The sequence below is a fragment of the Sulfuricella sp. genome (assembly GCA_041651995.1).
Lineage (GTDB): Bacteria > Pseudomonadota > Gammaproteobacteria > Burkholderiales > Sulfuricellaceae > Sulfurimicrobium.
Map to the genome: position 1 here is coordinate 58,369 of JBAZID010000005.1, position 24,068 is coordinate 82,436.

A 24,068-nucleotide genomic window follows, 5' to 3' on the forward strand; every position below is an offset into this window, starting at 1 on the left:
CCAAGGCTAACGCGCCTGCGGCGCATAAGCCTGCTCTGAAACTCACAGGCCGCGCGCGTTCCGCTTGCGTTCGTTTTAGTTCCGGCTAACGCGCCTGCGGCGCATAAGCCTGCTCTGAAACTCACAGGCCGCGCGCGTTCCGCTTGCGTTCGTTTTCAGTAAGGAAGCGCTTGCGCAGGCGAATGGACTTGGGGGTCAGCTCAACCAGTTCATCGTCGGCGATGAATTCAACCGCGGATTCCAGCGTCAGCTGGACCGGCGGGGTCAGGCGCACCGCTTCGTCAGTACCGGAAGAGCGTACGTTGGTGAGTTGCTTGCCCTTGATCGGGTTCACCACCAAATCGTTGTCGCGACTGTGAATGCCGATAATCATGCCTTCATAGAGCTTGTCGCCTGGCGAAACGAACATGCGGCCGCGATCTTCCAGCTTCCACAGGGCATAAGCCACCGCGTCGCCGTTGTCCTGCGAAATCAATACGCCATTGTGGCGCGCAGGAATGTCTGCCTTCATCGGCGCGTATTCGTCAAAAACGTGGCTCATCACACCGGTACCGCGCGTCAGGGTCATGAATTCAGACTGGAAGCCGATCAGGCCGCGTGCCGGGATGCGGTAATCCAGGCGCACCCGGCCCTGGCCGTCAGGCAGCATGTCCTGCAAGTCGCCACGGCGGCGGCCCAGTTCTTCCATCACCGCACCCTGGTTGGCATCTTCCACATCGGCGGTCAGCATTTCGAAAGGCTCGCATTTCTCGCCATTAATGTCCTTGAGCAGCACGCGCGGACGCGATACCGATAGCTCGTAACCTTCGCGCCGCATGGTCTCCAGCAGAATGGTCAGGTGCAACTCGCCCCGTCCGGCGACCACGAACACGTCTGCATCGCCAGTCTCGTCGACACGCAGGGCCACGTTGGTGAGCAGCTCCTTGTTCAGGCGCTCGCGAATCTGGCGGCTGGTCACGAATTTGCCTTCCTGACCGGCGAGAGGAGAGTTGTTGACCTGGAAATTCATGGTCAGAGTGGGCTCATCCACGGTCAGCATCGGCAAGGCTTCAGGCGCATCGATCGCAGTCAGGGTGACACCGATGCCGATTTCATCGACGCCATTGATCACCACGATATCACCCGCCTGAGCCTCATCCAGCTGTACCCGGGCCAGGCCGCTGAAACCCAGTACCTGATTCACTTTTGCGCGCACACCCTTGTCTTCCGGGCCGCGCAGCACCATGACTTCCTGACCGGGCTTCAGCCTGCCACGGGCGATACGGCCAATTCCGATACGACCCACGTAGCTGGAATAATCAAGGGCGGAAATTTGCAGTTGCAGCGGCAGGTCGGGATTGCCATCAGGAGCGGGAACATGTTTGAGAACCGCTTCGAACAACACGCGCATGTTGTCGCTAGGCGTGTTGTAATCCAGCGAGGCAAAGCCGTTCAGGGCCGAGGCGTAGACCACCGGAAAATCCAGTTGCTCTTCGGTTGCGCCGAGTTTGTCAAACAGGTCGAAGGTCTGGTTTACCACCCAGTCCGGCCGTGAGCCAGGACGGTCAATCTTGTTGATCACCACGATGGGCTTGAGGCCAAGCGCCAGGGCTTTCTTGGTCACGAAACGGGTTTGCGGCATCGGGCCTTCCACTGCGTCGACCAGCAGCAGCACGCCGTCCACCATCGACAGTACGCGCTCCACCTCTCCGCCGAAGTCGGCATGGCCGGGGGTGTCCACGATATTGATGTGGTGTCCTTCAAACTCGATGGAGGTGTTTTTGGCCAGAATGGTGATGCCACGCTCTTTTTCCAGATCGTTGCTGTCCATCACTCGTTCAACCACGTGTTGGTGGGCGGCAAACGTGCCTGCCTGCTGCAAGAGTTTGTCCACCAGCGTGGTTTTGCCGTGGTCAACGTGGGCGATAATAGCGATATTACGAAGGGCGCGTGACATGAAAAATTTCCGGTGCGGTAAAAAGTGAGGCATTTTAGCATAACCATCTGGTAATTTTCTAAAATCCCCGTATAATGCGGCGGCTTGGTCGGGTAGATTCCGTCCATTGAGTTCATCGATCTCTGGCCCCTTCTTTTTCAGACATTTCTGAAAATGTGATTGCACCCCGGTTAGCGACGATGTTTTTGCGCCGCGCGGTGTTATGCAGATGTTCCCCCGGAATTTCCGGCAAGTCTCGCCGTTCCCTGCCTGTGCGCCCCTTTATATAGCGTTTTGTCTGCGCCCCTTGGTTCTTGCTTGTTCTGCAAGGAAGAGGAAGTGTTGCCACGCGAATCTAAACTTAAGGAAATTCCGTGTCTTTCGAAAATCTCAAACTGCATCCCTCCATTCTTCAAGCCATTGTTGACAGTGGCTACACCACGCCGACACCGATTCAGGCCGAAGCCATTCCTGAAGTGCTGGCCGGACGCGACATCATGGCCTCGGCACAAACCGGCACCGGCAAGACCGCAGCTTTCATGCTGCCCGCCATCCACCGTCTCTCCACCCCCTCTGCCGTCAAAAGCAAAGGTCCTCGCGTCCTGGTATTGACGCCAACCCGTGAACTGGCAACCCAGGTAAACGACGCTGCGCGCAAATATGGCAAGCACCTTCGCCTTAACACCGTGAGCATCCTCGGCGGCATGCCTTACCCGCTGCAAAACAAGCTGCTGTCAGGCTATGTGGATATTCTGGTTGCGACTCCAGGCCGCCTGATCGATCACATCGACCGCGGCCGCATCGACTTTTCCCGTCTGGAAATGCTGATTCTGGATGAAGCCGACCGCATGCTGGATATGGGCTTTATTGAGGATGTGGAGAAAATTGCCAGCGCCACTCCAGCCAGCCGCCAGACCCTGCTCTTTTCCGCCACGCTCGACGGCAATATTGGCAAACTGGCCACGCGCTTGCTGAAAGATCCGAAACGCATTCAGGTCGCCGCACAGCAGGACCGCCACGAGAACATCGAGCAACGCCTGCATTTTGTAGACGATATGGCGCACAAAAATCTTCTGCTGCAGCACATGCTCACCGACATCGACCTGAAGCAGGCCATCGTTTTTACCGCCACCAAGCGTGATGCCGACATGCTGGCCGAGGATCTGTTTGCCCAGGGCCATGCTGCTGCCGCTCTGCATGGCGACATGAACCAGGGCGCACGCAACCGCACCCTGACCAAATTGCGTCGCGGCGGCTTGCGCGTCCTGGTGGCCACGGATGTAGCAGCACGCGGAATTGACGTTGCCGGCATCAGCCATGTAATCAACTTCGATCTGCCCAAGTTTGCCGAAGACTACGTACACCGTATCGGTCGTACTGGCCGTGCAGGGGCTTCCGGCATTGCCGTTTCCTTCGCATCCTACCGGGACATGCAGCTTCTGCAGCGGATTGAACGTTTCACCGGCCAAGCTATTGCGCCGCATACCATTGCAGGCCTCGAACCCAAGCGTGTGCCGCGTCCAAGCGCTCCCCGCTCCGGCCAGGATCGCAAGTTCTCTGGCAAACCAGGACCAGGCGGCAACCGCAGCGCCTCAGGCCAGCCACGCCGCGAAGGCGGTTTTGCCCGTAGCGGTGAAAAGCGTCCCAATAGCGGTGGCTTCACCCATCACAGCGGACGCCGTCACGGTTAATCTGCTTTAGCAAACAACAAAAAAGCCGGATAAATCCGGCTCAGGCTGCTGACAAACCCCGTCTTTCCCCGAAGGCGGGGTTTGTTATTTTGTGGCATTGCTCGGCGGGGGAGGATGACTGCTAGGACATGGAGTTGCTGGTCATCGGCGGCCAGGTGGCGATGCTGAGGCAGAATAACGATTATGGCCGTAAGTTCATTTGCGCGATGATCCGGTGGCGGGCGCCTGCCGCTGCCTGAACCATTGTTCCAGCATCATCAGCACCCAAACCATGGTGCCGTGATAGCCGGCATGCTCGTCCAGATGATGCCCGAGTAGCTTGTCGATAAAATCCGCGCGGATGATGTGGCGCGATTTCAGATCGCTCAGACTGTCGGCGGCCAGGGCCTGCAACGGCTTGTGATTCTGAAGCCAGACACCGAAAGGCAGGCCGAAACCGTGTTTTTGCTTGGTAATGATCTCGTCCGGCAAAGTGCCCCGTAGCGCCTCCTTAAAGAAATAGCGCAGCTTCGTTCCCTTGAGCTTGAGCTCCGGCGCCAGCCGTGCGGAAAAGGCCACCATTTCGTCGTTAAGAAATGGGAAAGCCACCTCCATCCCAGCCAGTTCACATGCTTTTGCGACCTTGGGCAAATCGTTATCGGCAAGAGTGAATTTCAGATCAAGCGCAAGCATTTTGTTGATCAGACTTTCCGCATGGGCCTGGCGATAGGTTTCATTCAAGCACGAGAGAGGTTGTCCGATATCGGTAGTCGCCAAAAATTCCCGGGTGAATACCTGCTCATGACCATAGCGCTCCAGCAGGTTATAGGTTTCAAGCCGTGCCGGCATCGGCACCGAGGCCTGGTCGATGTAACTGCGGGCCTTGCGCAACAGTGGAATATTCTGGCCAGCGGGCATGTTGAAAACGATGGGCTCGAGGATACTTCTGCGCAATGCTGAAGGGATGCGTTCGTAAAGGGAAAAGATCGTTTGCTTTGCATAGCGCTCGTTGCCGCCGAACAGTTCGTCCCCCCCGTCTCCGCCCAGTATCCTGCTCAAGCCGTCCGCCTTTGCCATGCGTGCGCAATAAAATGCTGGCACGGCAGAAGCATTGCCGAAAGGCTGGTCAAAAACCGCCGCGATCTGCGGAATGGCCGCCACCACATCGTCCGGGGTCACATAATACTCGTGATGCTGGGTAGAGAAATGCCGTGACGCGATGCGGGCATATTCCATCTCATCATAGCCATCGGCTTCGAAGCCGATGGAGTAGGTCCGCGCAGGCCGCCCACCCGCCGCCCCCAAAATCCCCGCGATCGTGGAGCTATCCGTCCCGCCGCTGAGGAACGCGCCTGTCTCCTGATCACCACAGGCTTCGTGTACGCTTGAGTGCAATAGCCGCAGAAACTCCTGCTTGAGGGCAGCGAAAGGCAGTTTTTCCTGCTCCAGGAACTGCATTTCCCAGTATTTCCGGGTTTCCGCCTTCCCTTTTCCGAAGACGAGATACTCGCCCGGCAGAAGGCGCTGCTGGCCCTTGTAGATCGTGCCGGGCCCCTGAATCATGTGGAAAAAGACGTAGTTATAAAGCGCCTGCGGATCGATTTCCGGCCTTGCCAGCGGGTGTAGAACCAGTGCATCCGCGGACGAACCGAATACCAGGCCTGCGCCGGAAATCTGGTAGGAAAGCGGCTGAATACCCATGCGGTCGATCGCCAGAACGGCCTCGCCGGCATCCTCATTCAGGATGCAAAGAGAAAATGCGCCCGACAGGTCCGCAAAAATCCGCTCTCCCTTTTCCAGCCAGCCATCAGCCAGGGTTTTTGCAAAGCCCTCTGTCTGCGCCAGATGGGCCAGACGCGCATCCTTGAATCTGACCTGGCCCCATACTGCGGCCAAGAGGCCTTCCCTCTGGTAAACATGCGCGCTCTCGCTATTGGCGACAACCGCCAGTGCGCTCTCCGCACCCGCCCGCACCTGTATGCCGCTGGCGTCGAAACGGGCCAGCGCTCCGGCCATTCTTTCGACTAACTGCAGGTTATCGGCTGCTGCGGCACCATAGCCGATCCAGCCACACAGACCACTCACAATAATTTCCTTATATTTTCAAACATCGCTGCCCGTTTATTGCTGGGCACTGAAGCCGGATAATCCATTATCAGAGCCAAAACATCGTTGTGGGAGCGGCGCCCTCGCCGCGATTTGCGGCCTCATTCGCGCCGGGGACGGCACTCCTGCATGCATGTGCATCCCCATGGATAATTTGGCTAAACCCAATGCTACTTGACCCCATGACGGCTCATCAGGTCATAGATGGTGGGCCGGCTGATACCGAGCAGTTCTGCCGCCTTGACAAGATTTCCATCCACTCGCGCCAGCGCTTTTACCAGGGCCTTGTATTCGGCATCCTCACGTACCTGGCGCAGATTGATAGGCTCATCTGTTGCAGAGGAAACCTGCAATCCAAGGTCATCCGCAGTAATTTGGGGGCCGTCCGCCATTATGACGGCACGCTTGATGCAGTTTTCCAGTTCCCGCACATTTCCCGGCCACCCATGGTTTTCTATCGCGGCCAGTGCCTCCTCGCTGAAATTCAGCAAGGAGCGCCCCTCATGGGCACTGAACTTGTTTTTGAAGTGATGCGCCAGCAGCGCGGCATCGCCCACCCGGCCCCGCAACGGCGGGATCGTAACCACAATCTCGCTCAACCGGTAAAAGAGATCTTCCCGGAATTGCCCGGCCACAATCAGCTCCTTCAAATTCTGATGTGTTGCGCAGACTATACGAACATCCACGGGAATCTCGTCTCTTCCCCCGATCCTTTCGATCACTCTTTCCTGCAGGAAGCGCAGGAGTTTCGCCTGCAGGGACATGGGCAGATCCCCCACCTCATCCAGGAAAAAAGTGCCTCCATTAGCGAGTTCGATTTTACCCAGGGTCTGCTTGACCGCCCCGGTAAAGGCTCCCTTCTCGTAGCCGAACAACTCGCTTTCCAGGAGGTTTTCAGGAATCGCCGCGCAGTTGATGGCCATGAAGCGCTTCCCCTGTCTGGCGCTCAACTGATGCAGGGCTTTCGCCAGCAATTCCTTTCCCGTCCCGCTGTCGCCCAGCAACATGACCGTGGCATCCGAAGGCGCCACCTTCTCCACGCTGCGGCACACCTTAAGCAAGCCGGGGTCCCTGCTGATAATGCCGGAAAGAGGTGAATCCGCCTGAGTCTGCAGCAGGCTGCGATTTTCCTGCTGTAGCGCATGCAGGTAGAAAGCCCTTTCAATCACCAGGCCAAGCATTTCAGGGTCAAAAGGTTTTTGATGAAAATCGTAAGCGCCCATACCGATGGCTTTCACCGCGTTGCCATGATCCTGGTTACCCGTAAGGACGATCACTTTGGTATCCGGCGCAAGTTCAAGTATCTGCTTCAGGGTGGCCAGGCCCTCCGAAGCGCCATCCGGGTCGGGGGGAAGGCCAAGGTCCATGGTGACCACGGCAGGTTCGTAGCGGCGAACCTGCGCGAGCGCGCTTTCCCGGTCCCCCGCCACCAGCACTTCATATGCGTCAAAACTCCAGCGCAGTTGTTTTTGCAGCCCGGGATCGTCTTCGATTATCAACAGGTATTTTTTATTTTGACTCACTTCTTTCCTCTTGCCCTTATGCGGCATTCTCGACAGCATGATTCTGATTATGGAGCGGCAAGGTCATGCGGAAGGTCGTGCCGCTTGACGGGTCGCTGCGGACCTGAAGCTGCCCGCCAAGTTCGTGGACGTATTCCCTGCTCTCGAACACGCCAACTCCCATACCTGCTGACTTTGTTGATTCAAATGGCTTAAACAGGCGCTCGCGGATAAATGCTTCGTTCATGCCACGCCCTGTATCCCGAATCTCGATAATTGCGGTCCCATTATCCCTGGTCAGGCACACCCTTACCTGCCCGTCCCGGGGAGTAGCTTCTATCGCATTCTGAATGAGATGCCCGATTACCCGTTCGAGGCGGGCCCAGTTGGCCAATACCGGCAGGCCAGCATCCACGATCTCCAGCACCGGCTTTGGCTCTACTGCGGATTTGACTGCCACCGCTTGCTGCAACAACTGGTCGATAACAAGCGGGGCCGGCTTCTCAATGGAAGCGCCACTGCTCAATCGCTGCAGGAGCAGCTTCATTTTTTGAATGGAGAGATCCACCGTTTCGAGCATATCTTTCTGGAACTCGGGATTATTCTTGTGTTTTTCCGCATTGGAAAGCATGAGCGACAACTGGGAAACCAGATTTTTGAGGTCGTGCACCACAAAGGTGGACATGCGATTGAAAGATTCGAACTGCCGCGCCACCAGGAGTGCATTGGCCGCCTCCTGTTGAGCAAGGTAACTTGCTGCCTGGCTCCCCGCGATTTTGAGCAGATCGCACACTTCCCAGTTTAATCTGACCCTGCTTCTGGGCTGTGCCAGCACCATAATACCAAACAATCTGCGCTGCTGGACCAGAGGAACCACCAGCCAGGCCTTGGGGATAGTCCGCAGCCATGGGGGCATGGAAAATGCGCCATATTTTTCAGGATTTGAATCATATTCCTGTAAATCGATCACCCACTGCTTATTTTCCAGAAACTGGCAAAAGTCACCCTTTGCCGGCTCCGACCCGCTCGCCAAAGGCATATTCCAGTGCGTCACGAGTTCGCAACTGCCGGATTCCCGGTTGAGCCACAAAGCGCCCCCGGGGCTTTCCACCAACTCGGCTACAGCCTGGATGGTGCGCTCTTCCAATCCATGCCCGACCTCGGATAGCGTGCGGGTGAAGCGCAGCCATTCCTCCCGGTAATCATAGTTGTAAATAAAAAAATGCTTGCTGATGTACACCTTTAGCCAGGAACGCAAACTTCCTGAGAAAAGCACCCCCATGAGCAAAATTACGGCACCAAACAGGAATACCGCCTGCAAGACCGTTCCCCAGTTCCCGCCAAAAAAACGCAGGTAGTAACCGACAGCCGCCATGGCCAGCAAGTAGAGGGCCGCACCGAACAGTGCCGCGGAATGGAACAGGATACGGCGCGACACCGAAATCCCTAATGACCACTGAGGATTGCGTGCAGCCGACACAGCGACAAGCGGAACAATCAGGGCATTGACAATCCCTCGTGCGGCCCATATTTCCGAATTTACATGCCTGAACAACATGGCATCGCTATACAGATAAAAATCATAGGCAAACACCCCGCCAATTCCCAAACAGAGGTACTTTATTCCCCAACGCTGCTTGGCCGGTGTATTCCGGTAGAACTGTTCCACCAGGATCATGCCCATGACAGCCATCGCCACGCGCCCGGTGACAACCGTCATAAAAGCAAGCGAACCATGGAGAGTCCCCTCCCCCCAATGGATATACACGGTTGCAAAAAAAATCAAAAGATAAAAAGCTGCGATACCCGCTACAAACGGCCTGAACCTGACAGAAGTGGAAGCATCTGTTTTCTGAAAGGATCCCAGCAGCATGACCAGAAAAATGGACCAGCCTGCATTGCGAAAAATTTCCAGGACATCAGTCAGAAGTGACAAGGGATGCCCCTTGGCAACATGATAGGCAACCGTCGCTGCCCAAAGTGCCGTAAGCAGGCAGGCGGATGTCAAAATCATCCCATGCAGGCGGCCTCGCCAGCTGGTCAGCAGAAGCCCGCTCAGGAAAAGAAACGCGACAGCCGCGATGAAGTAGCTATACGCCGCAATGCTTGTCAGCATGAAAAGCCAACTCCCGCAATCATCTCCCGCCCTTGCCGAACAGAACGACCTGAACGGTATCAATCAAAATAATTATATCCAGGAACAAACTGTTGTTTTTCACATAGTACAGGTCGTATTGGAGCTTTTGTAAGGCATCCTCGACCGAGGCTCCATATTGGTAGCGCACCTGGGCCCATCCGGTAATCCCCGGCTTGATGCTGTGTCTTACGTTGTAATAGGGTATCTCATCGCAGAGCTGTTTCACAAAATAGGGTCTTTCCGGCCGGGGGCCGACAAAACTCATTTCACCCTTCAGAACATTCAGGATTTGTGGCAATTCGTCGATTCTCAGTTTGCGAATGAACCGCCCCACCTTGGTCGTGCGCGGATCATTTTCAGCCGCCCACTGCGGCTTACCTGCTTTCTCGGCATCATTTCGCATGCTGCGGAACTTCATGACCATAAAATGATGGCCATCCTTGCCTACCCTTTTCTGCCGATAAAGAATCGGAGAGCGATCTTCGATATAAATACACAGCGCAGTAATCATCATCACGGGAAGCGTGGCAATCAAAAGGATCACACTTGCAAGCAGGTCAAAACCCCTTTTAATGCCGGCGCGCAATTGCCCCTGGTCAAACCCGCCGCCAAACACCAGCCAGCTTGGCTGTAGCGAGTCCACCCGAATCTGGCACATCTCGCGTTCGAAAAAAGTCGCCGCGTCAATCACCTTATACCCATGCAGCTTGCATTTCAGAAGGTCCTGAATGGGAAAGCTCCCATTGCGTCGATTTTGGACCGCCACAACGATCTCATTCACGTTATATTTATTTGCCATGGATGTCAGCGACCCATTCACCGGCAACACAGATGAAGGAGGTACAAGACATTCTTCATCTGGCATTGGGATAAAACCAACGATATTGAGTTTATGATGGCCATAGTGACTCCCGACCAGATCGCCACACTCCTTGGCCACCGCGCCAACACCCAGAATCATGATTTTCGGCGCCAGATGGCTGAGACTGGACCACCTAAAAAAAACAATCCGCGTCAGCAAGACCCCTGAAATGGCAATCAAAATAACAATCCCCAATATGCCGCGGCCAAAATAAAGATCCGGTGCCAAATAAAAAACCAGGGTCATGAGTCCGAATCCCAATGCAAATGCCGGCATGAGGCGTTGCAAAGTACTCTTGAAATCCTCCCTGTAATCCAGTTGATACATCCCAAGAGAAGTCATGCTGAATACCATGACGAATGCAAAAGCACCCGCCTCTGGAAATAGCTTTGCAAACGGAATAGCCAAAAGCTGCGAGGAATTCATGAAGCGGATTGAAGCGCCCAGGTAGACCGAAGCCAGCAGGATGAACACTTCAATTGCGAAAAGAATAATTCCTGTGATTGAGACGTAATGATTGGAAATACGAAACATTTCCTGTTCCTCGTGTTTTTTGTGTATTTCAAGCTGGTCAGTAAACCATGGTCCGGATTACTCAACTCATGCATCTGCACGGACACGCCAGTTTACTTCCCATCAATTAATATCTGATGTCAGTCTCAATCGTACGCAAGGAATATGCCATATTACTAACAAGTTGATTTTTTGTGATTTACTTTGACAGGAATGGTAGCCGTGGCCGCATCAAAGCCGAGCCGCTGTCAATGATGTCGAGATATTGACGGCAGCCTTGCCGCTCAACACGCATCTGTATCATTCCTGATTATGGGACAGGTTTCACTCGACAGCTTGCGGGCCAGCCAATGACACAAAACGGCTTTAACAGCCATCCTTCCAGCGGTTCAAGCCAGGCGCCTGTTATTATTTATGGTCATTTGCGTTGCAAAAGGGTACGCACATAGTTGCTGGGGATAGCGTAGGTAATACCGCTCGGATGGCTCAATGCACTTTCCTTCATTCCCTTAATTAAAACCTTGTTTATGATCCCGTAGACGATTCCGGTTTCCGGATCGTAAAGCGGACTGCCGCTATTGCCGGGGTAGGCTGTTCCATCAAGCTGAAACACGGTATAAGCCGATTTTTGAAGCTGGGCGATCACTTTTACATCCAACTGTTTGGAATTCAGCGCGGGCAAAACAACGGGAGTGATTGATGAAAGCATTCCGCGATGGGTCACGGGATGGAACCCGAGGATCATGCCAATGGGAAACCCGGTAAACGCAAACATTTGCCCTTCCCTGACCGTGCCGGAATCCCCCAATTCCATCGCGGGGAGCACTGAACCGCTGATCTGGAGCAGTGCAAGGTCGTGTTCCGTGTCAAGTGCGATCTGAACCGCTGCCCTAAGCTCCTGCTCCTTGTCGCCTCTTGCCACGATAACGACAAGAGACTCCATCCTGTCGGCATTCATCACCTTCGGAATAACGTGCGCGTTGGTTACAATAAGCGAGCCATTGCCCACAACGAAACCCGTGCCCATGAAACTCACGGAAGGGCTGCGCGTCTTTTGGAAAGTGCCGATCCCAACAACAGATGGCTTTACAGCTTCAATGGTATTGGAAAGATCCCCCCCCCAAAGCTGGCTGGCAAAAAAACACCCCAAGCACAACAGAATAACTCTTTTGGCATAGACAAGGGAAGTCAATAAAACACCAACCCGGATGAACATCATCTTGATATTCATGGCCACCTCCATAACATGTAGCAGAAGAAATCAGGCTGGTCGCAACCACCCCGATTTTGGCATCTTTACTCGATAGAGCAATCGATTTCCTAGCAGCCTGTCGGACTTGAAGAATCGAAGCGAAAATTTGACTGGGCGAGGACAGATTTTGTCGGTTTTGCCGGGCAATAGTCATTCTATTGCCCAAAAAAGCGGCGAAATATGGGCCGGCCAGGCGAATTTGCAGCCGATTTCCTTTAAGTCCGACAGGCTGCTAGACCTTTACCAGTATAATCCATAAAATAATTGCGAAAGCGCTCCGGGCAAGCGTGGAAATATTGCCAGAGCCCAGGATTGAAGCCTGCCGGGATGTCAGTTAAATTGAATTTTATGCCAAAAACAAAGGGATACTTGATGATGAATACAGTTGCCGTGGTGGGACTCGGATATGTAGGCTTGCCTCTGGCTGTTGAGTTCGGAAAAAAACAGCGAACCATCGGCTATGATCTGTCCACCGACAAGATCGAAAACTATAAGCGCCACATTGACCCGACAGGCGAAGTCTCGTCCACCGACCTGAAAGCAGCCAGCCATCTCACCGTCACCACCAACCCGGCCGAACTTTCCCAAGCTGACCATATCGTCATTGCAGTCCCGACACCGGTTGATATTGCTCATCAACCCGATTTCACGCCTCTTATCGGCGCCAGTGAAACAGTCGGAAAACATATGAAGCGCGGAGCCATCATTACCTATGAATCAACGGTTTATCCAGGAGCAACGGAAGATGTCTGCATCCCGATTCTGGAAAAACATTCCGGCATGAAGTGGAAAAAGGATTTCCACGTTGGCTTTTCACCCGAACGCATCAACCCTGGCGATAAGGAACATACGCTCACCACCATTCTGAAAGTGGTGTCAGGCGATGACGCGGATACTTTGGAGAAAGTGGCAAAGCTATACGAAACCATCATCACCGCCGGCGTGCACCGCGCATCCAGCATCAAGGTCGCCGAGGCCGCCAAAGTCATCGAAAATACCCAGCGCGACCTGAACATCGCCTTGATGAACGAATTGGCCATCATTTTCGACAAACTGGGCATTGACACCCTGGAAGTCCTGCAGGCAGCGGGCACCAAGTGGAATTTTCTTCCCTTCCGTCCCGGCTTGGTCGGAGGCCATTGTATCGGCGTAGACCCCTACTACCTCACCCATAAGGCAGAAATGATCGGTTACATCCCCCAGGTGATTCTGGCGGGCCGCCGTATCAACGACAGCATGGCAAAATTCATCGCGGAACAAACGGTAAAGCAGATCATTAAAGCCGGCTTCCATGTGAGAGGCGCCAAAGTCAACGTGCTTGGCCTGACCTTCAAGGAAAACTGTCCTGACCTGCGAAACTCCAAAGTCGCCGACCTGATTCATGAACTCCAGGACTATGGGATTGAAGTTCATGTCCACGATCCTGTAGCCGACGCCAAGGAAGCCCGTCATGAATACGGTCTGGAGCTTGAGGCCTGGGAGAGCCTCCCCCGGGCGGATGCAATTGTCGCCGCAGTTTCACACCACGAATTTCTTGCCAGACCCTTGAGTGATTTCCAGTCCAAGGTAGCCGGGAACGGCTGCTTCATAGACGTAAAGTCCCAATTCGACCAAGTAGCACTCCGTGAGACAGGTCTCAGCGTCTGGAGACTCTAGAAAAGGGATAGCCGCGCATGACAAAATATCAAGATGCCCAGCAGTATCTGAGGGAACACCAGCACCACTGGCTGATCACGGGGGTAGCCGGTTTCATCGGCTCCAATCTTCTGGAGGCCTTGCTCAGGCTGAACCAGAAGGTAACCGGGCTGGACAATTTTTCAACCGGACACAGGTACAACCTCGAACAGGTGCGGGGATTGGTCGAACCGGAAGCGTGGCGCAATTTCACCTTCATTGAAGGCGACATCCGCAAGCTAGAAGATTGCACGAATGCCTGTAGAAATGTGGATTTTGTTCTGCATGAGGCGGCCCTGGGGTCCGTACCGCGCTCCATCGAAGACCCTGTCCTGGCAAACGAGAATAACATTTCTGGTTTTCTGAACATGCTGGTGGCATCCCGCGACGCCCCCGTCAAACGCTTCGTTTATGCCGCTTCCAGCTCAACCTATGGCGACCACCCCGATCTCCCCAAGGTTGAATCGGTGATCGGGAAACCGCTCTCTCCTTATGCAGTCACCAAATATGTCAACGAACTCTACGCTGATGTATTTGCCCGCTGCTATGGCACCGAGTCCATCGGGCTGCGCTACTTCAACATCTTTGGTCCAAGGCAGGATCCGAATGGCGCTTATGCTGCGGTAATCCCCCAATGGGTGGCCGCTCTCATCAGGAATCAAACCCTGTATATCAACGGGGATGGCGAAACCAGCCGGGATTTCTGTTTTATTGACAACGTCGTTCAGGCAAACCTGCTCGCAGCTCTGGCAGACAACCCCGAGGCAGCCAACCAGGTTTACAACGTGGCGCTCAATGAACGCACCAGCCTTAACCAGCTCTATGAAATGATGCGTTCACTGCTCCTGAAACAATTCCCCCATCTTGAAACGCATAGCCCTCAGCACGTCGACTTTCGCGAAGGAGATGTGCGCCATTCCCAGGCCGACATCTCAAAAGCAGCCAGGCTGCTAGGCTTCGAGCCGACCCATCGAATTGATGAAGGACTCAGGCAAGCCATGGACTGGTACGTAGCGCATCTTGCACCCAAATGAAGGACCGGGGAGAGCCGAATTCCGTCTCTCCCGGAACTGGCTTAAGAATTAAGAAGCAGAAATTTACGCTCTACCAGCTTTAGTTCACCGGCGGCGCCACAAACGATGACTCCACCAGGTTGGACTGATAGGGATGTGTGGGTTTCCTGTAGAGCAGCTTGATCCTTCGCACGTAATCCCTGGTCTCGGGATAAGGCGGAATTCCGCGATAGCGCTCCACCGCCCTCTCTCCAGCGTTGTAGGCTGCAACCACCAGCGACACATCGCCCTTGAAGAATGCCAGCAACCATTGCAGGTAAGCCGTGCCGCCCTTGATATTTTCTGCCGGATCGAAAGCATTCTTGACGCGGAAACGCTGAGCCGTTTCGGGGATAAGCTGCATCAGGCCTTGTGCATTTTTAGGCGATATTGCCCGGGCATTAAACCCGGACTCTACCGAGATGACCGCCAAAACCAGCCGGGGGTCAACTTCGTAGCGAGGCGCCAGTTGATGCACCAGCCTGGAAATAGGCCCATTCTGAAAAGTCACCGCCACCTCCTGGCTGGTATCTTCGTCTTGCACTACCTGTTTATCAGGCAACAGACAGGCAGGCATCTGCGACGTCACATCAGTCCGGGTGTAGCGCATCATCTTGATTGCATATGCATGCCCCTGTTCAGCCGCCATGGCAAACAACTGGGCGGCAACACCATCGTCCCGCGAAACCCCGCGCCCATTGGCATACATCCAGCCAAGCGCATACTGGGCATCAGCATGACCTGATCGGGCAGCACGGCAATAAAGGGTTTTGGCTTTGGAAAAATCTTGCGGCACACCTTCGGCGTGTTCGTATTTGACAGCAAGAGCCATCAGTATTTCCGGGTTATCCGAATTTTCAGACACTTCCGGCACGGCCAATGGCAAATCAACCCCGGCGCCAGCTCCACCGCTCCACAAGGCCAACAAGACCAGACCAAACAAGGATTTTCCAAGAAAGCTCATGCCCCCCCCCCAACTAAATACTGACTTAAAAAACGCTTGAATTCCTGCATCATCGAAGTTGTCTTTAGAAATAAAGATCAATGACATGTACTCAAAACAACCACCAGCTAAAGCTGATGGGTTTGAATTACGGACTGAAAGTCCGGAGACGCGTCAACTAAACGACGCCTCTCATGTAGGTTGGGTTAGCGGCCTTGTCGCGTAACCCAACAAACCCAAACTTCAAAACCTGTTCTTGATGTCGCCTAGAGGCGCCTACTTTTGGTCAGGTCTGTTGGGTTACGGCGCAAAAACCGCGCCTCACCCAACCTACATGGGATTTAATGGCGAATTTGAATTGTGATAAAGCATCAATTCAGCTAAAACTGACCGGCTAAAGCCGGTGGTTTTAACCTTGTGATCGACAATAAAACCAGAGAGAGGTGTCAAACCCTCAGGAACCCATTCCATCCATGCTTTCTATCCAGCATTTTCCATTCCAACAGATACAACTCATTGTATTTATTGGGCAGAAATCCGGTAGCACAGAAGACACCCCGCGTATCGCCATCCAGGTGTAAATAATTTCGACACCAGGAAGCGGCTTAATCGGTCTTGGATGAAATAAAGGCTTTGTGAAACAAATGCCGCGCAAGCAGTAAAGGCGGCATGCGCAGCCAGTTTGCACGGACATAGAGTAACCAGCGCGCGCCACTGGTAAAAGCATCCGAACAGCTTGGATGAACCGGCATGAGCGCGCGGGTAAAGAGACTATCCATGAGGGCCCGGGTGGGCTGACTGGGACAGCCGATTTTGGCCGCTTCCATCGCATCCGATGGGATAGGTGTATGCAGGATATTCGCGGCATAGCGCAAAGCGTAAAAAAGAGGCCGGGTCAATTCAAGATCGACAGCCCGTTCGACGAGTTCAGACCAGAACGAGGGAATACTGCCGAAGTGGCGTAACAGGCTGTCAATATCGACCAAGTCGCGCAGGCCATTCTCCAGTTCTCCATCATGGAAGAGGTGAGCAGCACTGTGTAAAACCATATCGGCTGGAGCAAGAACCTTGAGGCCTTCGTGTCCTTCCAGCGCACATGCCGCTGCACGTAGCTTCTCCGGATCAGGATGAATGGATGCCGTTTCCGGCAGAATTGCATGATGCACATCAATCACCGTCGATCGCCTGACATGCCTCATCGGGGGCAACTCATGCATCCAGGTACGGTAGTAGCGCTGATCGTAGGCGTCGTGATGTGTAGCGGCCCAGCCGTGCAGCATCAAGGCGGCCTCTGCCGCATTGAGGCTTTCTTTGGGCACCATGATATCGATGTCGGTAAAAAGACGGCCGCGCGCTGAAGGCAGGTTTGCCATGACATAGGCGGCGCCCTTGAGGAGAATGATTGGCACCCCGGACTTTACCAGGGCCTTTTGGATCTGGCCTACTTCCCAGTGAACCGCTTGAGTGTGCCTTTCAGCAGTCGCGTGCGACCATTCCAGGTGCTCTCGCGCTTGCGGCGGCATTTTTTCAAGCAGGCCGCGCTCATCAAGCAAAACATAAAGGCGCGCCAGCAAATTGGCGGATCGCGACTGGCGCAATAGCAGATCCCAGTCGGCAAGACTCAGGGAAATCAGCGAATCGGCTTGGCGAAACGCTTGCAAAACCAGGGGGGATGAGTTCACTTCAGATGGCTGGCGGCTTTAATACAGCAAATGTTTCAATGGCTTCGTCCAGGACGCTATAGGTAAAATCATAGCATAGGGAGGCATCAATCAGTCCCGCCATGGCTTCAAAGCCCTTGACGCCCAGCAGGCTGTAATTAAAAGCATTATCGGCGACCCGCATAAAAGCACGGGCTTGCGGCAGGGCTTCCAGGCGGGCAGCTGCGCCAGCCTGGTATTTCGGGAAGATCACCCAGGCAGCCCTGCAGGTTTCCGCTGCGCGGGCAATACTCTCCGCGGGCACTTTCATATGGGCAACCGTGCCCTTCATCGTGTCGCTGACCTTGCGGCTAAGAACCGCATCTGGCTCGTATTGCTGGATGATGTCAATGGATTCGTTTTTTAAACTGACAGGGCGTGGAAGCGGGACAATTTTCCCATCACTGACGCGCACCAGGGCAAGCTCATCCGAAAGCAATCGCCAGCCGCGGTTCACCAATGCCGCACAAAGCGTGCTTTTACCCGAGCCGGGCGGGGCGGGCAAAATGGCCGCATGACCGCCCTTCTCAACCACGGCCGCATGGATGATCAAATAGCGGTTGGCCTGGCTCGACACGCACCAATTGAGCCCCCACTCGAACATCGGAAACGCCTGATCAAGCGGCAGGGGCTTAAATGGGGGATGCCCGTCAAAGAAAAACAAGACCTGGGGCTTGAACCAGCGTCTCAGGTTACGGGGGGGAGCGAGGCTGACGTGGAAATCAGCGAAATCCGCTTGTTCCAGCAATGGGTAATCGGCATAAAGCAAACCGATACCTTCAGCCACGCCGGGGATCGAGGTTTGCAGATGGGTAATGAATGAGCCGGTCTGGATAAAGATTCCGGCCTTTCCGAGCCGGAACCCAAGTTCTGAGTGTGTTAACGCAGAAACATTCAAAATCAGCTATGTTCAATCAATGCAAGCTTGCCAAGGCCGGCGAGAAGTTGCTCTGTTTGAGATAGAAACTCGTCATCCATTTCGGCTTGCATCAGAGAGGCGAGAGATGCGGCCAAGGTGGCCACATCCGATGCCGTGTGTTGTAGTTTCAACAGGATATGAGCGGCAGAAGCGCCCAGCAAATGAGTATCCCCGGACAGACTGTTGTAGACAACGAACTCATCGTTCCAGAAACGGATATGAAGTGCATCACCGGAAATCGCTTGCCACATCATTCTCGAATTGAACCCAATTTTCTACAAATATGAAGCCTGCCCACCGGAAATCAGTCAATTATCAAAGCTGGTTAATCATCAAAGGTACTGATTATGTACTCGACTATATCCTCACCGTACCACTTAACGCCCGCAGTCGGTTCAAAATAGCCATTAAGATTCCATTCGTTGAACATGTTTATGACCTGCGGTTCGGTTAATACCGGAGTCAATAATTTCCTGGCATTAAGCAAGGCCGCAATGATGTGAGCGCCCAACTCCTGAGGGTCTACACTACCGCCGCCCGAGCTAATCACCTCGAACATGGTGTATGGAGCGTAAATCAAGCCATGGTTGCTGCAATTAAATGCAGCCACAAACATGGTGGCATCGACATTAGTCCAGTTTGATGCTTGCCCGCAACCCGCTGAACATGTTCCTGCCTTGTATGGCGACGGCCACGCTTCCGGATGGTTTTTCCAGTAGCCGGGAGACAAGCCGCTGCATTCCTGGGGTGTGCCAGTGGCACTGACATTGCCGGAAATGAAGCCGGACGGTGATTGGCACTGAACGGCACCCAATACCGGCCGGCTGGCGAGTGTGAGCAACACCCCAGACACAGCCAGACCGGACTTGGTGAAGTGCCTGCGCGATTCGTCTACAGCCGGCTTGGTTTGATCGGCAAGACCATGAGCTAATGGTGTATTTTCCATTTCGCTGCTCTGATTATCCTTGATGTTCATGCCATTCTCCTTGATCGTCACTTGTCATGGCAGATCTTTCACAATAAACACACTTTACCTAGCCATGATCAAGCGCGCAAAATCCGTTTGTATTTAATAAAGCAAGATATATACCATGCACCACAACAAAAGGCCTTAACACCTTAAAAACAATCACCTATTCGGTTTACTCAAAGCCTGGCTCGTGGCAATTCTGAAATGTTTTAGTGCAAGTGTAAACATTCTCGACACAACTGATGAAAGAGGGGTGATGAGCAGGCCTCCGAACTGAAGCGGAAATCCCTCAGAATACCCACACGGCATTGGATTTTGACGATTTTGTCAAAGTTCTGAAAAACCTGAACGAGAAGAATGCTGGTGCGAAAGGGGGGACTCGAACCCCCACACCTTGCGGCGCTGGAACCTAAATCCAGTGCGTCTACCAATTCCGCCACTTTCGCGAGTCGCGTAGTGTAAACTATCCCGCCTCTGGCTGCCAGTTTGCTCAATGACCGACCAACATTACGAAAACTTTCCTGTCGCCTCGATCCTGCTTCCACCGCGCCTGCGCCAGCCTGTCAGCATTATTTACACTTTTTCCCGCCAGGCGGACGATTTTGCTGACGAGGGCGATCTGGACAGCGCGACGCGCCTGGCACTGCTGGATGGCTTCCGTGCCGAGTTGCAGCGAATCGCCGCCGGTTCAGAGCCGGAAACGGAACTATTCATGCAACTGGCAGAGATCATTGCGCAATATCATCTGCCCGTGCAGCTGTTTCATGACCTGCTCGATGCCTTTTCCCAGGATGTGAGCAAAAAACGCTACGCGCATTTTGGTGAAGTCATGGATTACTGCCGCCGCTCCGCCAATCCGGTGGGCCGCCTGCTGCTGCATCTGTATGGTGCCACGGACCGCCGTAACCTGGCTTATTCAGACGCAATCTGTTCCAGCCTGCAACTGATCAATTTCCTGCAGGATGTGGAGATCGACTACCGCAAGGACCGCATTTACCTGCCGCAAGATGAAATGGAAAAATATCGCATCCGCGAAGATCAGATCGCCCGTGCCGACAGCGGCGGAGCCTGGAGCACATTCATGTTGTTCCAGATCGAACGCACGCGCAAATTGCTCCAGTCCGGCGCGCCGCTGGGAAAAATATTGCCGGGGCGGATCGGACTTGAAATGCGCATGATCATCATGGGAGGAGAATCCATTCTGCGCAAACTGCACAAATCCCGTGGCGATGTTTTCAGCCAGCGCCCTGTCCTCAAGACCCGTGACTGGGCCTACATGCTGTACCGCTCGGTTCTGGCCAGATAAGCATGACGCCCGACCAGTATTGCCAGGAAAAGGCTGCCAGCAGCGGTTCCAGCTTTTACAACAGCTTCCGCTTCCTGCCGCAGCAGAAACGTCAGGCCATCACCGCGCTATATGCCTTTTGCCGCGAAGTTGACGATGTTGTCGACGAATGCCATGAGCCTCAGGTTGCTCACGCCAAGCTCGCCTGGTGGCGCGAGGAAATCTCCCACACCTTTGCCGGCAAGCCCCACCACCTGGTCGGCCAGGCGCTACAGCCAGCCATTCGCGCCTATGACCTCCCGATGGAGCAGTTTTTCGAGATTATCGACGGCATGGAAATGGACTTGAACAGCAACCGCTATGCCGACTTCAAGGCCTTGCAGCTCTATTGCTACCGGGTTGCAAGCGTGGTCGGACTCCTGGCGGCGGCAATATTCGGTTACAGCAACCGCCAGACCACAAAATATGCGCACGATCTCGGCCTGGCTTTCCAGCTCACCAATATCATCCGCGACGTGGGGGAGGATGCGCGCCGCAATCGCATCTATTTGCCACTCGATGAATTGCAGCAATTTGGCGTGAACGAGGCCGACATCCTGCAAAGCAGGGAAACCGAAGAATTTACCAGGCTGATGGCGTTCCAGATCAAGCGCGCCAGGCAATATTATAGCCAGGCCATGGCTGAACTGCCTGCGGAAGACCGCAAGACCCAGATGCCGGGGCTGATCATGGCAGCAATCTACCAGACCTTGCTGGATGAAATCGAAGCCGATGGCTGCCACGTCCTGAAGCAGAAAACCTCCCTGCCTCCACTACGCAAGCTCTGGATCGCCTGGCGGACATGGCTGAAGAGTTAGGACGGGCAGCCGTCATCGGCTGTGGCTTTGCCGGCATTGCCGCTGCGGTAAAACTTGCAGAATGCGGCATCCCGGTAACGCTGTTCGAAGCTGGAAAAGTGCTGGGTGGACGCGCACGTGGTGTCGATTATCACGGCATCCGGCTGGATAACGGCCAGCACATTCTGCTCGGCGCCTACCACGAAACGCTGAGCCTGATGGACGGCGTCGGTGTGCGAGATGCGGTACTGCGCCTGCCGCTGGCGCTTTCCGTACCCGGCCAGTTCGCACTCAGGGCTCCTGCCCTGCCTGCCCCGTTTCACCTGCTGCTGGGATTGCTGAATGCGCGGGGGCTACCGTTCAGCGAGCGCTCTTCCGCCATCCGCTTTGCGCTCAGACTCAGGCTCATGGGTTTTCGCCTGGCTCGGGACACCAGCGTGGCCAGCCTGCTGGCCCGGCACGGCCAGGACGGCAATATCGGCCGCCTGCTGTGGGAGCCGCTATGCCTGGCCGCTCTCAACACCCCCATGGATCAGGCGTCAGCACAGGTTTTCCTGAATGTGCTGCGCGACAGCTTCAGCCATGCGCGCAGCGATAGCGACCTGGTGCTGCCGCGCGTCAACCTGTCCGCATTGCTGCCTGATGCCGCAGCAAGCCATATCCGTAACCGGGGTGGAAAAATCCTGACCGGTTTCCGCATCAGGCAGGTTGATGCCGTCAATCAGGGCTTCACCCTGCACTGGGCAGGCGGATCGGAAATGTTCAGCCATGTCATTTGCGCCACGGCCCCCCGGCACGCCCTGCCGCTGATTTCCGCACTTCCCGGGCTTGCACCGGCTGCCGGATTGATACGGAAATTTTCCTACCAGCCCATTGCCACGATTTACCTGCAATATCCGGAACAGGTACAGCTACCGCAACCCATGCTGGGCTTGAGCGGCGGATGGGGACAATGGGTGTTTGATCATGGTCAGACGCATGGCACCCCCGGCTTGCTGGCGGTAATCATCAGCACAGAAGGCGACTGGCAGCACGTCCCGGCAGAGCAGATGGCAGCCCGGATCGCCGCCGAGTTGAAGCAGGTTTTCGAGTTGACCGAACCGCTCTGGCACAAGGTGATTGTAGAAAAACGCGCCACTTTCGCGTGCGCTGTCGGGACGGAGCGTCCGGATCAGAAAACAGGCCTGAAAAATTTCTACCTTGCGGGTGACTATACCGCGAGTGATTACCCCGCCACCATCGAGAGCGCGGTGCGCAGCGGGGTGAAATGCGCTGCGCTGGTCTCGGAGGCAATCAGTAACTGATCGATTTAGCCGCAATGGGCAACGATAAAACGTTTTACCGCATCGGCGCTTGAATCCATGACTTCGTAGCGCTGTGGCCGTTTTTCAAGGTCTGCCAGTTCGGCGGGACGCTCGGGATCACACCCCAGCGCCTCGCGTATGGTTTCTTCAAATTTGGCCGGCAAGGCAGTTTCCAGGCACACCAGCGGGATGCCCGCTTCACGGTGTTCCAGGCCCACCTTGACGCCATCGGCGGTATGGGTGTCGATCATCACGCCATATTTCTGGTAAATGTGGCGAATGGTTGCGAGGCGGTTGGCATGACTGCTCTCGCCGGAGGTGAAGCCGAAGTCCTTTACCCGGGCAAAATACGGGGTAGCGGAAAGGTCGAAACTGCTGCCGCCATCCACCTTCTGCCAAAGCTCCTTGACCACCGCCGGGTCACGACCCACCAGGTCGTAAACAAAGCGCTCGAAATTGGACGCTTTTGAAATGTCCATGGAAGGGCTGCTGGTGTGGCGTGTTTCCGGGCGGGGGCGGTATGCGCCGGTGCGAAAAAACTCGTCCAGCACGTCATTTTCGTTGGTGGCGACGATCAGCTTGCGGATCGGCAAGCCCATTTCCTTGGCGATGTGACCGGCGCAAACATTGCCGAAATTGCCCGAGGGTACCGAGAACGACACTTCCTCGTCATTACTCCGCGTCACCGCAAAATAAGCCTTGAAGTAGTACACCACCTGGGCTGTGACGCGCGCCCAGTTGATCGAATTCACCGCGCCGATCTTGTGTCTGGCCTTGAATTCCAGATCGTTGGAAACGGCCTTGACGATGTCCTGGCAGTCGTCGAACACGCCTTTAACGGCAATATTGAATATGTTCGGGTCCTGCAGCGAAAACATTTGCGCGGTCTGGAACGGGCTCATCTTGCCCTGCGGCGAGAGCATGAATACTTTCACCCTGTGCTTGCCGCGCATGGCGTATTCCGCCGCACTGCCGGTGTCGCCGGAGGTCGCGCCGAGAATATTGATCTCGGCATTTTCCTGTTCCAGCACATACTCGAACAGGTTGCCGAGCAACTGCATCGCCACGTCCTTGAAGGCCAGCGTCGGGCCGTTGGACAGGCCGAGAATGTGCAGGCCCGGCTCCAGCGTTTTGACCGGCGTAATGTCTTCGCTGCGGAATATATCGGCAGTGTAGGTTTTATCGACAATCGCCCTGAGATCGGCAGCAGGGATATCGTCGGCAAAGCGGCGAATCACCTCGAATGCCAGGTCACGGTAATTCATGCCGCGCATGGCTGCCAGTTCATCCTTGCTCAGCCGTGGGTAGGCGTCTGGAATGGTCAGGCCGCCATCGGTGGCGAGGCCGCCAAGCAGGATTTCGGTGAAGGTTTTGGGCGGCATGCCGCCGCGGGTACTCAAATATTTCATGGTCTTCATGCCTCGTAGG

The 24,068-nt window shown here is 54.8% G+C and carries 18 protein-coding genes and 1 tRNA gene; 6 read left to right on the forward strand and 13 right to left on the reverse strand.

The genetic code is table 11. From position 1 onward, the window contains the following. Window positions 1-121: 121 nt before the first annotated feature. Window positions 122-1,936, reverse strand: a complete 1,815-nt coding sequence (gene typA / locus WC392_08885; protein MFA5242471.1) for a translational GTPase TypA — start codon at window positions 1,934-1,936, stop codon at window positions 122-124. Window positions 1,937-2,289: 353 nt separating this feature from the next. On the opposite strand from typA, the gene WC392_08890 reads away from it, so the two are divergent. After that, a complete protein-coding gene (locus WC392_08890; GenBank protein ID MFA5242472.1) occupies window positions 2,290-3,606 on the forward strand; it encodes a DEAD/DEAH box helicase in 1,317 nt (438 codons plus the stop codon). 195 nt (window positions 3,607-3,801) lie between these two features. Here the strand turns inward: WC392_08890 and WC392_08895 are convergent, their stop codons facing one another. The 5 genes from WC392_08895 to WC392_08915 all read right to left on the reverse strand — a co-directional run bounded on the left by WC392_08895 (window position 3,802) and on the right by WC392_08915 (window position 11,936). Next, complete coding sequence (locus WC392_08895; protein ID MFA5242473.1) at window positions 3,802-5,670, reverse strand: asparagine synthase-related protein; 1,869 nt, start codon at window positions 5,668-5,670, stop codon at window positions 3,802-3,804. Window positions 5,671-5,861: 191 nt separating this feature from the next. After that, window positions 5,862-7,214 carry a PEP-CTERM-box response regulator transcription factor gene (gene prsR / locus WC392_08900; protein MFA5242474.1) on the reverse strand — a complete coding sequence of 451 codons (1,353 nt, stop codon included), beginning with the start codon at window positions 7,212-7,214 and terminating at the stop codon, window positions 5,862-5,864. Window positions 7,215-7,230: 16 nt separating this feature from the next. Then, window positions 7,231-9,309, reverse strand: a complete 2,079-nt coding sequence (prsK, locus tag WC392_08905) for an XrtA/PEP-CTERM system histidine kinase PrsK (GenBank protein ID MFA5242475.1) — start codon at window positions 9,307-9,309, stop codon at window positions 7,231-7,233. Between the two features lie 19 nt (window positions 9,310-9,328). Beyond that, window positions 9,329-10,726, reverse strand: coding sequence for a TIGR03013 family XrtA/PEP-CTERM system glycosyltransferase (locus tag WC392_08910; protein MFA5242476.1), 1,398 nt, complete (start codon window positions 10,724-10,726; stop codon window positions 9,329-9,331). Between the two features lie 397 nt (window positions 10,727-11,123). After that, window positions 11,124-11,936 carry a serine protease gene (locus WC392_08915; protein MFA5242477.1) on the reverse strand — a complete coding sequence of 271 codons (813 nt, stop codon included), beginning with the start codon at window positions 11,934-11,936 and terminating at the stop codon, window positions 11,124-11,126. Between the two features lie 396 nt (window positions 11,937-12,332). Between WC392_08915 and WC392_08920 the strand changes: the two genes are divergently transcribed. Both WC392_08920 and WC392_08925 read left to right on the forward strand, forming a co-directional pair. After that, window positions 12,333-13,613: a nucleotide sugar dehydrogenase gene (locus tag WC392_08920; GenBank protein ID MFA5242478.1), complete on the forward strand. Its 1,281-nt coding sequence runs from the start codon at window positions 12,333-12,335 to the stop codon at window positions 13,611-13,613. 17 nt (window positions 13,614-13,630) lie between these two features. Further along, the gene (locus WC392_08925; GenBank protein ID MFA5242479.1) at window positions 13,631-14,665 is read left to right on the forward strand and encodes an SDR family oxidoreductase; all 1,035 of its coding nucleotides are present in this window, start codon (window positions 13,631-13,633) and stop codon (window positions 14,663-14,665) included. Window positions 14,666-14,744: 79 nt separating this feature from the next. Here the strand turns inward: WC392_08925 and WC392_08930 are convergent, their stop codons facing one another. From WC392_08930 to WC392_08955, 6 genes are all read right to left on the reverse strand, one after another. Beyond that, window positions 14,745-15,734, reverse strand: a complete 990-nt coding sequence (locus tag WC392_08930; protein MFA5242480.1) for a transglycosylase SLT domain-containing protein — start codon at window positions 15,732-15,734, stop codon at window positions 14,745-14,747. A 497-nt stretch (window positions 15,735-16,231) separates the two neighbouring features. Continuing rightward, entirely contained in the window at window positions 16,232-17,287 is a 1,056-nt protein-coding gene (locus WC392_08935; GenBank protein ID MFA5242481.1) for a nucleotidyltransferase family protein, read from the reverse strand. Window positions 17,288-17,309: 22 nt separating this feature from the next. Further along, window positions 17,310-18,224 (reverse strand): HprK-related kinase A, encoded by a 915-nt coding sequence (locus tag WC392_08940; protein ID MFA5242482.1) that lies wholly within the window; start codon window positions 18,222-18,224, stop codon window positions 17,310-17,312. A 2-nt stretch (window positions 18,225-18,226) separates the two neighbouring features. Continuing rightward, entirely contained in the window at window positions 18,227-18,499 is a 273-nt protein-coding gene (locus WC392_08945; GenBank protein ID MFA5242483.1) for an HPr-rel-A system PqqD family peptide chaperone, read from the reverse strand. Window positions 18,500-18,570: 71 nt separating this feature from the next. Then, window positions 18,571-19,221: a hypothetical protein gene (locus WC392_08950; GenBank protein ID MFA5242484.1), complete on the reverse strand. Its 651-nt coding sequence runs from the start codon at window positions 19,219-19,221 to the stop codon at window positions 18,571-18,573. A 355-nt stretch (window positions 19,222-19,576) separates the two neighbouring features. Then, window positions 19,577-19,661: transfer RNA gene (locus tag WC392_08955), tRNA-Leu, on the reverse strand. 47 nt (window positions 19,662-19,708) lie between these two features. Here WC392_08955 and hpnC point away from each other — a divergent pair. The 3 genes from hpnC to hpnE are packed head-to-tail and all read left to right on the forward strand — an operon-like array spanning window position 19,709 to window position 22,640. Beyond that, a complete protein-coding gene (hpnC, locus tag WC392_08960; protein MFA5242485.1) occupies window positions 19,709-20,521 on the forward strand; it encodes a squalene synthase HpnC in 813 nt (270 codons plus the stop codon). Between the two features lie 2 nt (window positions 20,522-20,523). After that, the gene (gene hpnD / locus WC392_08965) at window positions 20,524-21,357 is read left to right on the forward strand and encodes a presqualene diphosphate synthase HpnD (GenBank protein ID MFA5242486.1); all 834 of its coding nucleotides are present in this window, start codon (window positions 20,524-20,526) and stop codon (window positions 21,355-21,357) included. Then, window positions 21,342-22,640: a hydroxysqualene dehydroxylase HpnE gene (hpnE, locus tag WC392_08970; GenBank protein ID MFA5242487.1), complete on the forward strand. Its 1,299-nt coding sequence runs from the start codon at window positions 21,342-21,344 to the stop codon at window positions 22,638-22,640. Before hpnD ends, hpnE begins: the two co-directional genes overlap by 16 nt. A 5-nt stretch (window positions 22,641-22,645) precedes the next feature. Here the strand turns inward: hpnE and thrC are convergent, their stop codons facing one another. Next, window positions 22,646-24,049 (reverse strand): threonine synthase, encoded by a 1,404-nt coding sequence (gene thrC / locus WC392_08975; GenBank protein ID MFA5242488.1) that lies wholly within the window; start codon window positions 24,047-24,049, stop codon window positions 22,646-22,648. Window positions 24,050-24,068: the final 19 nt, after the last annotated feature.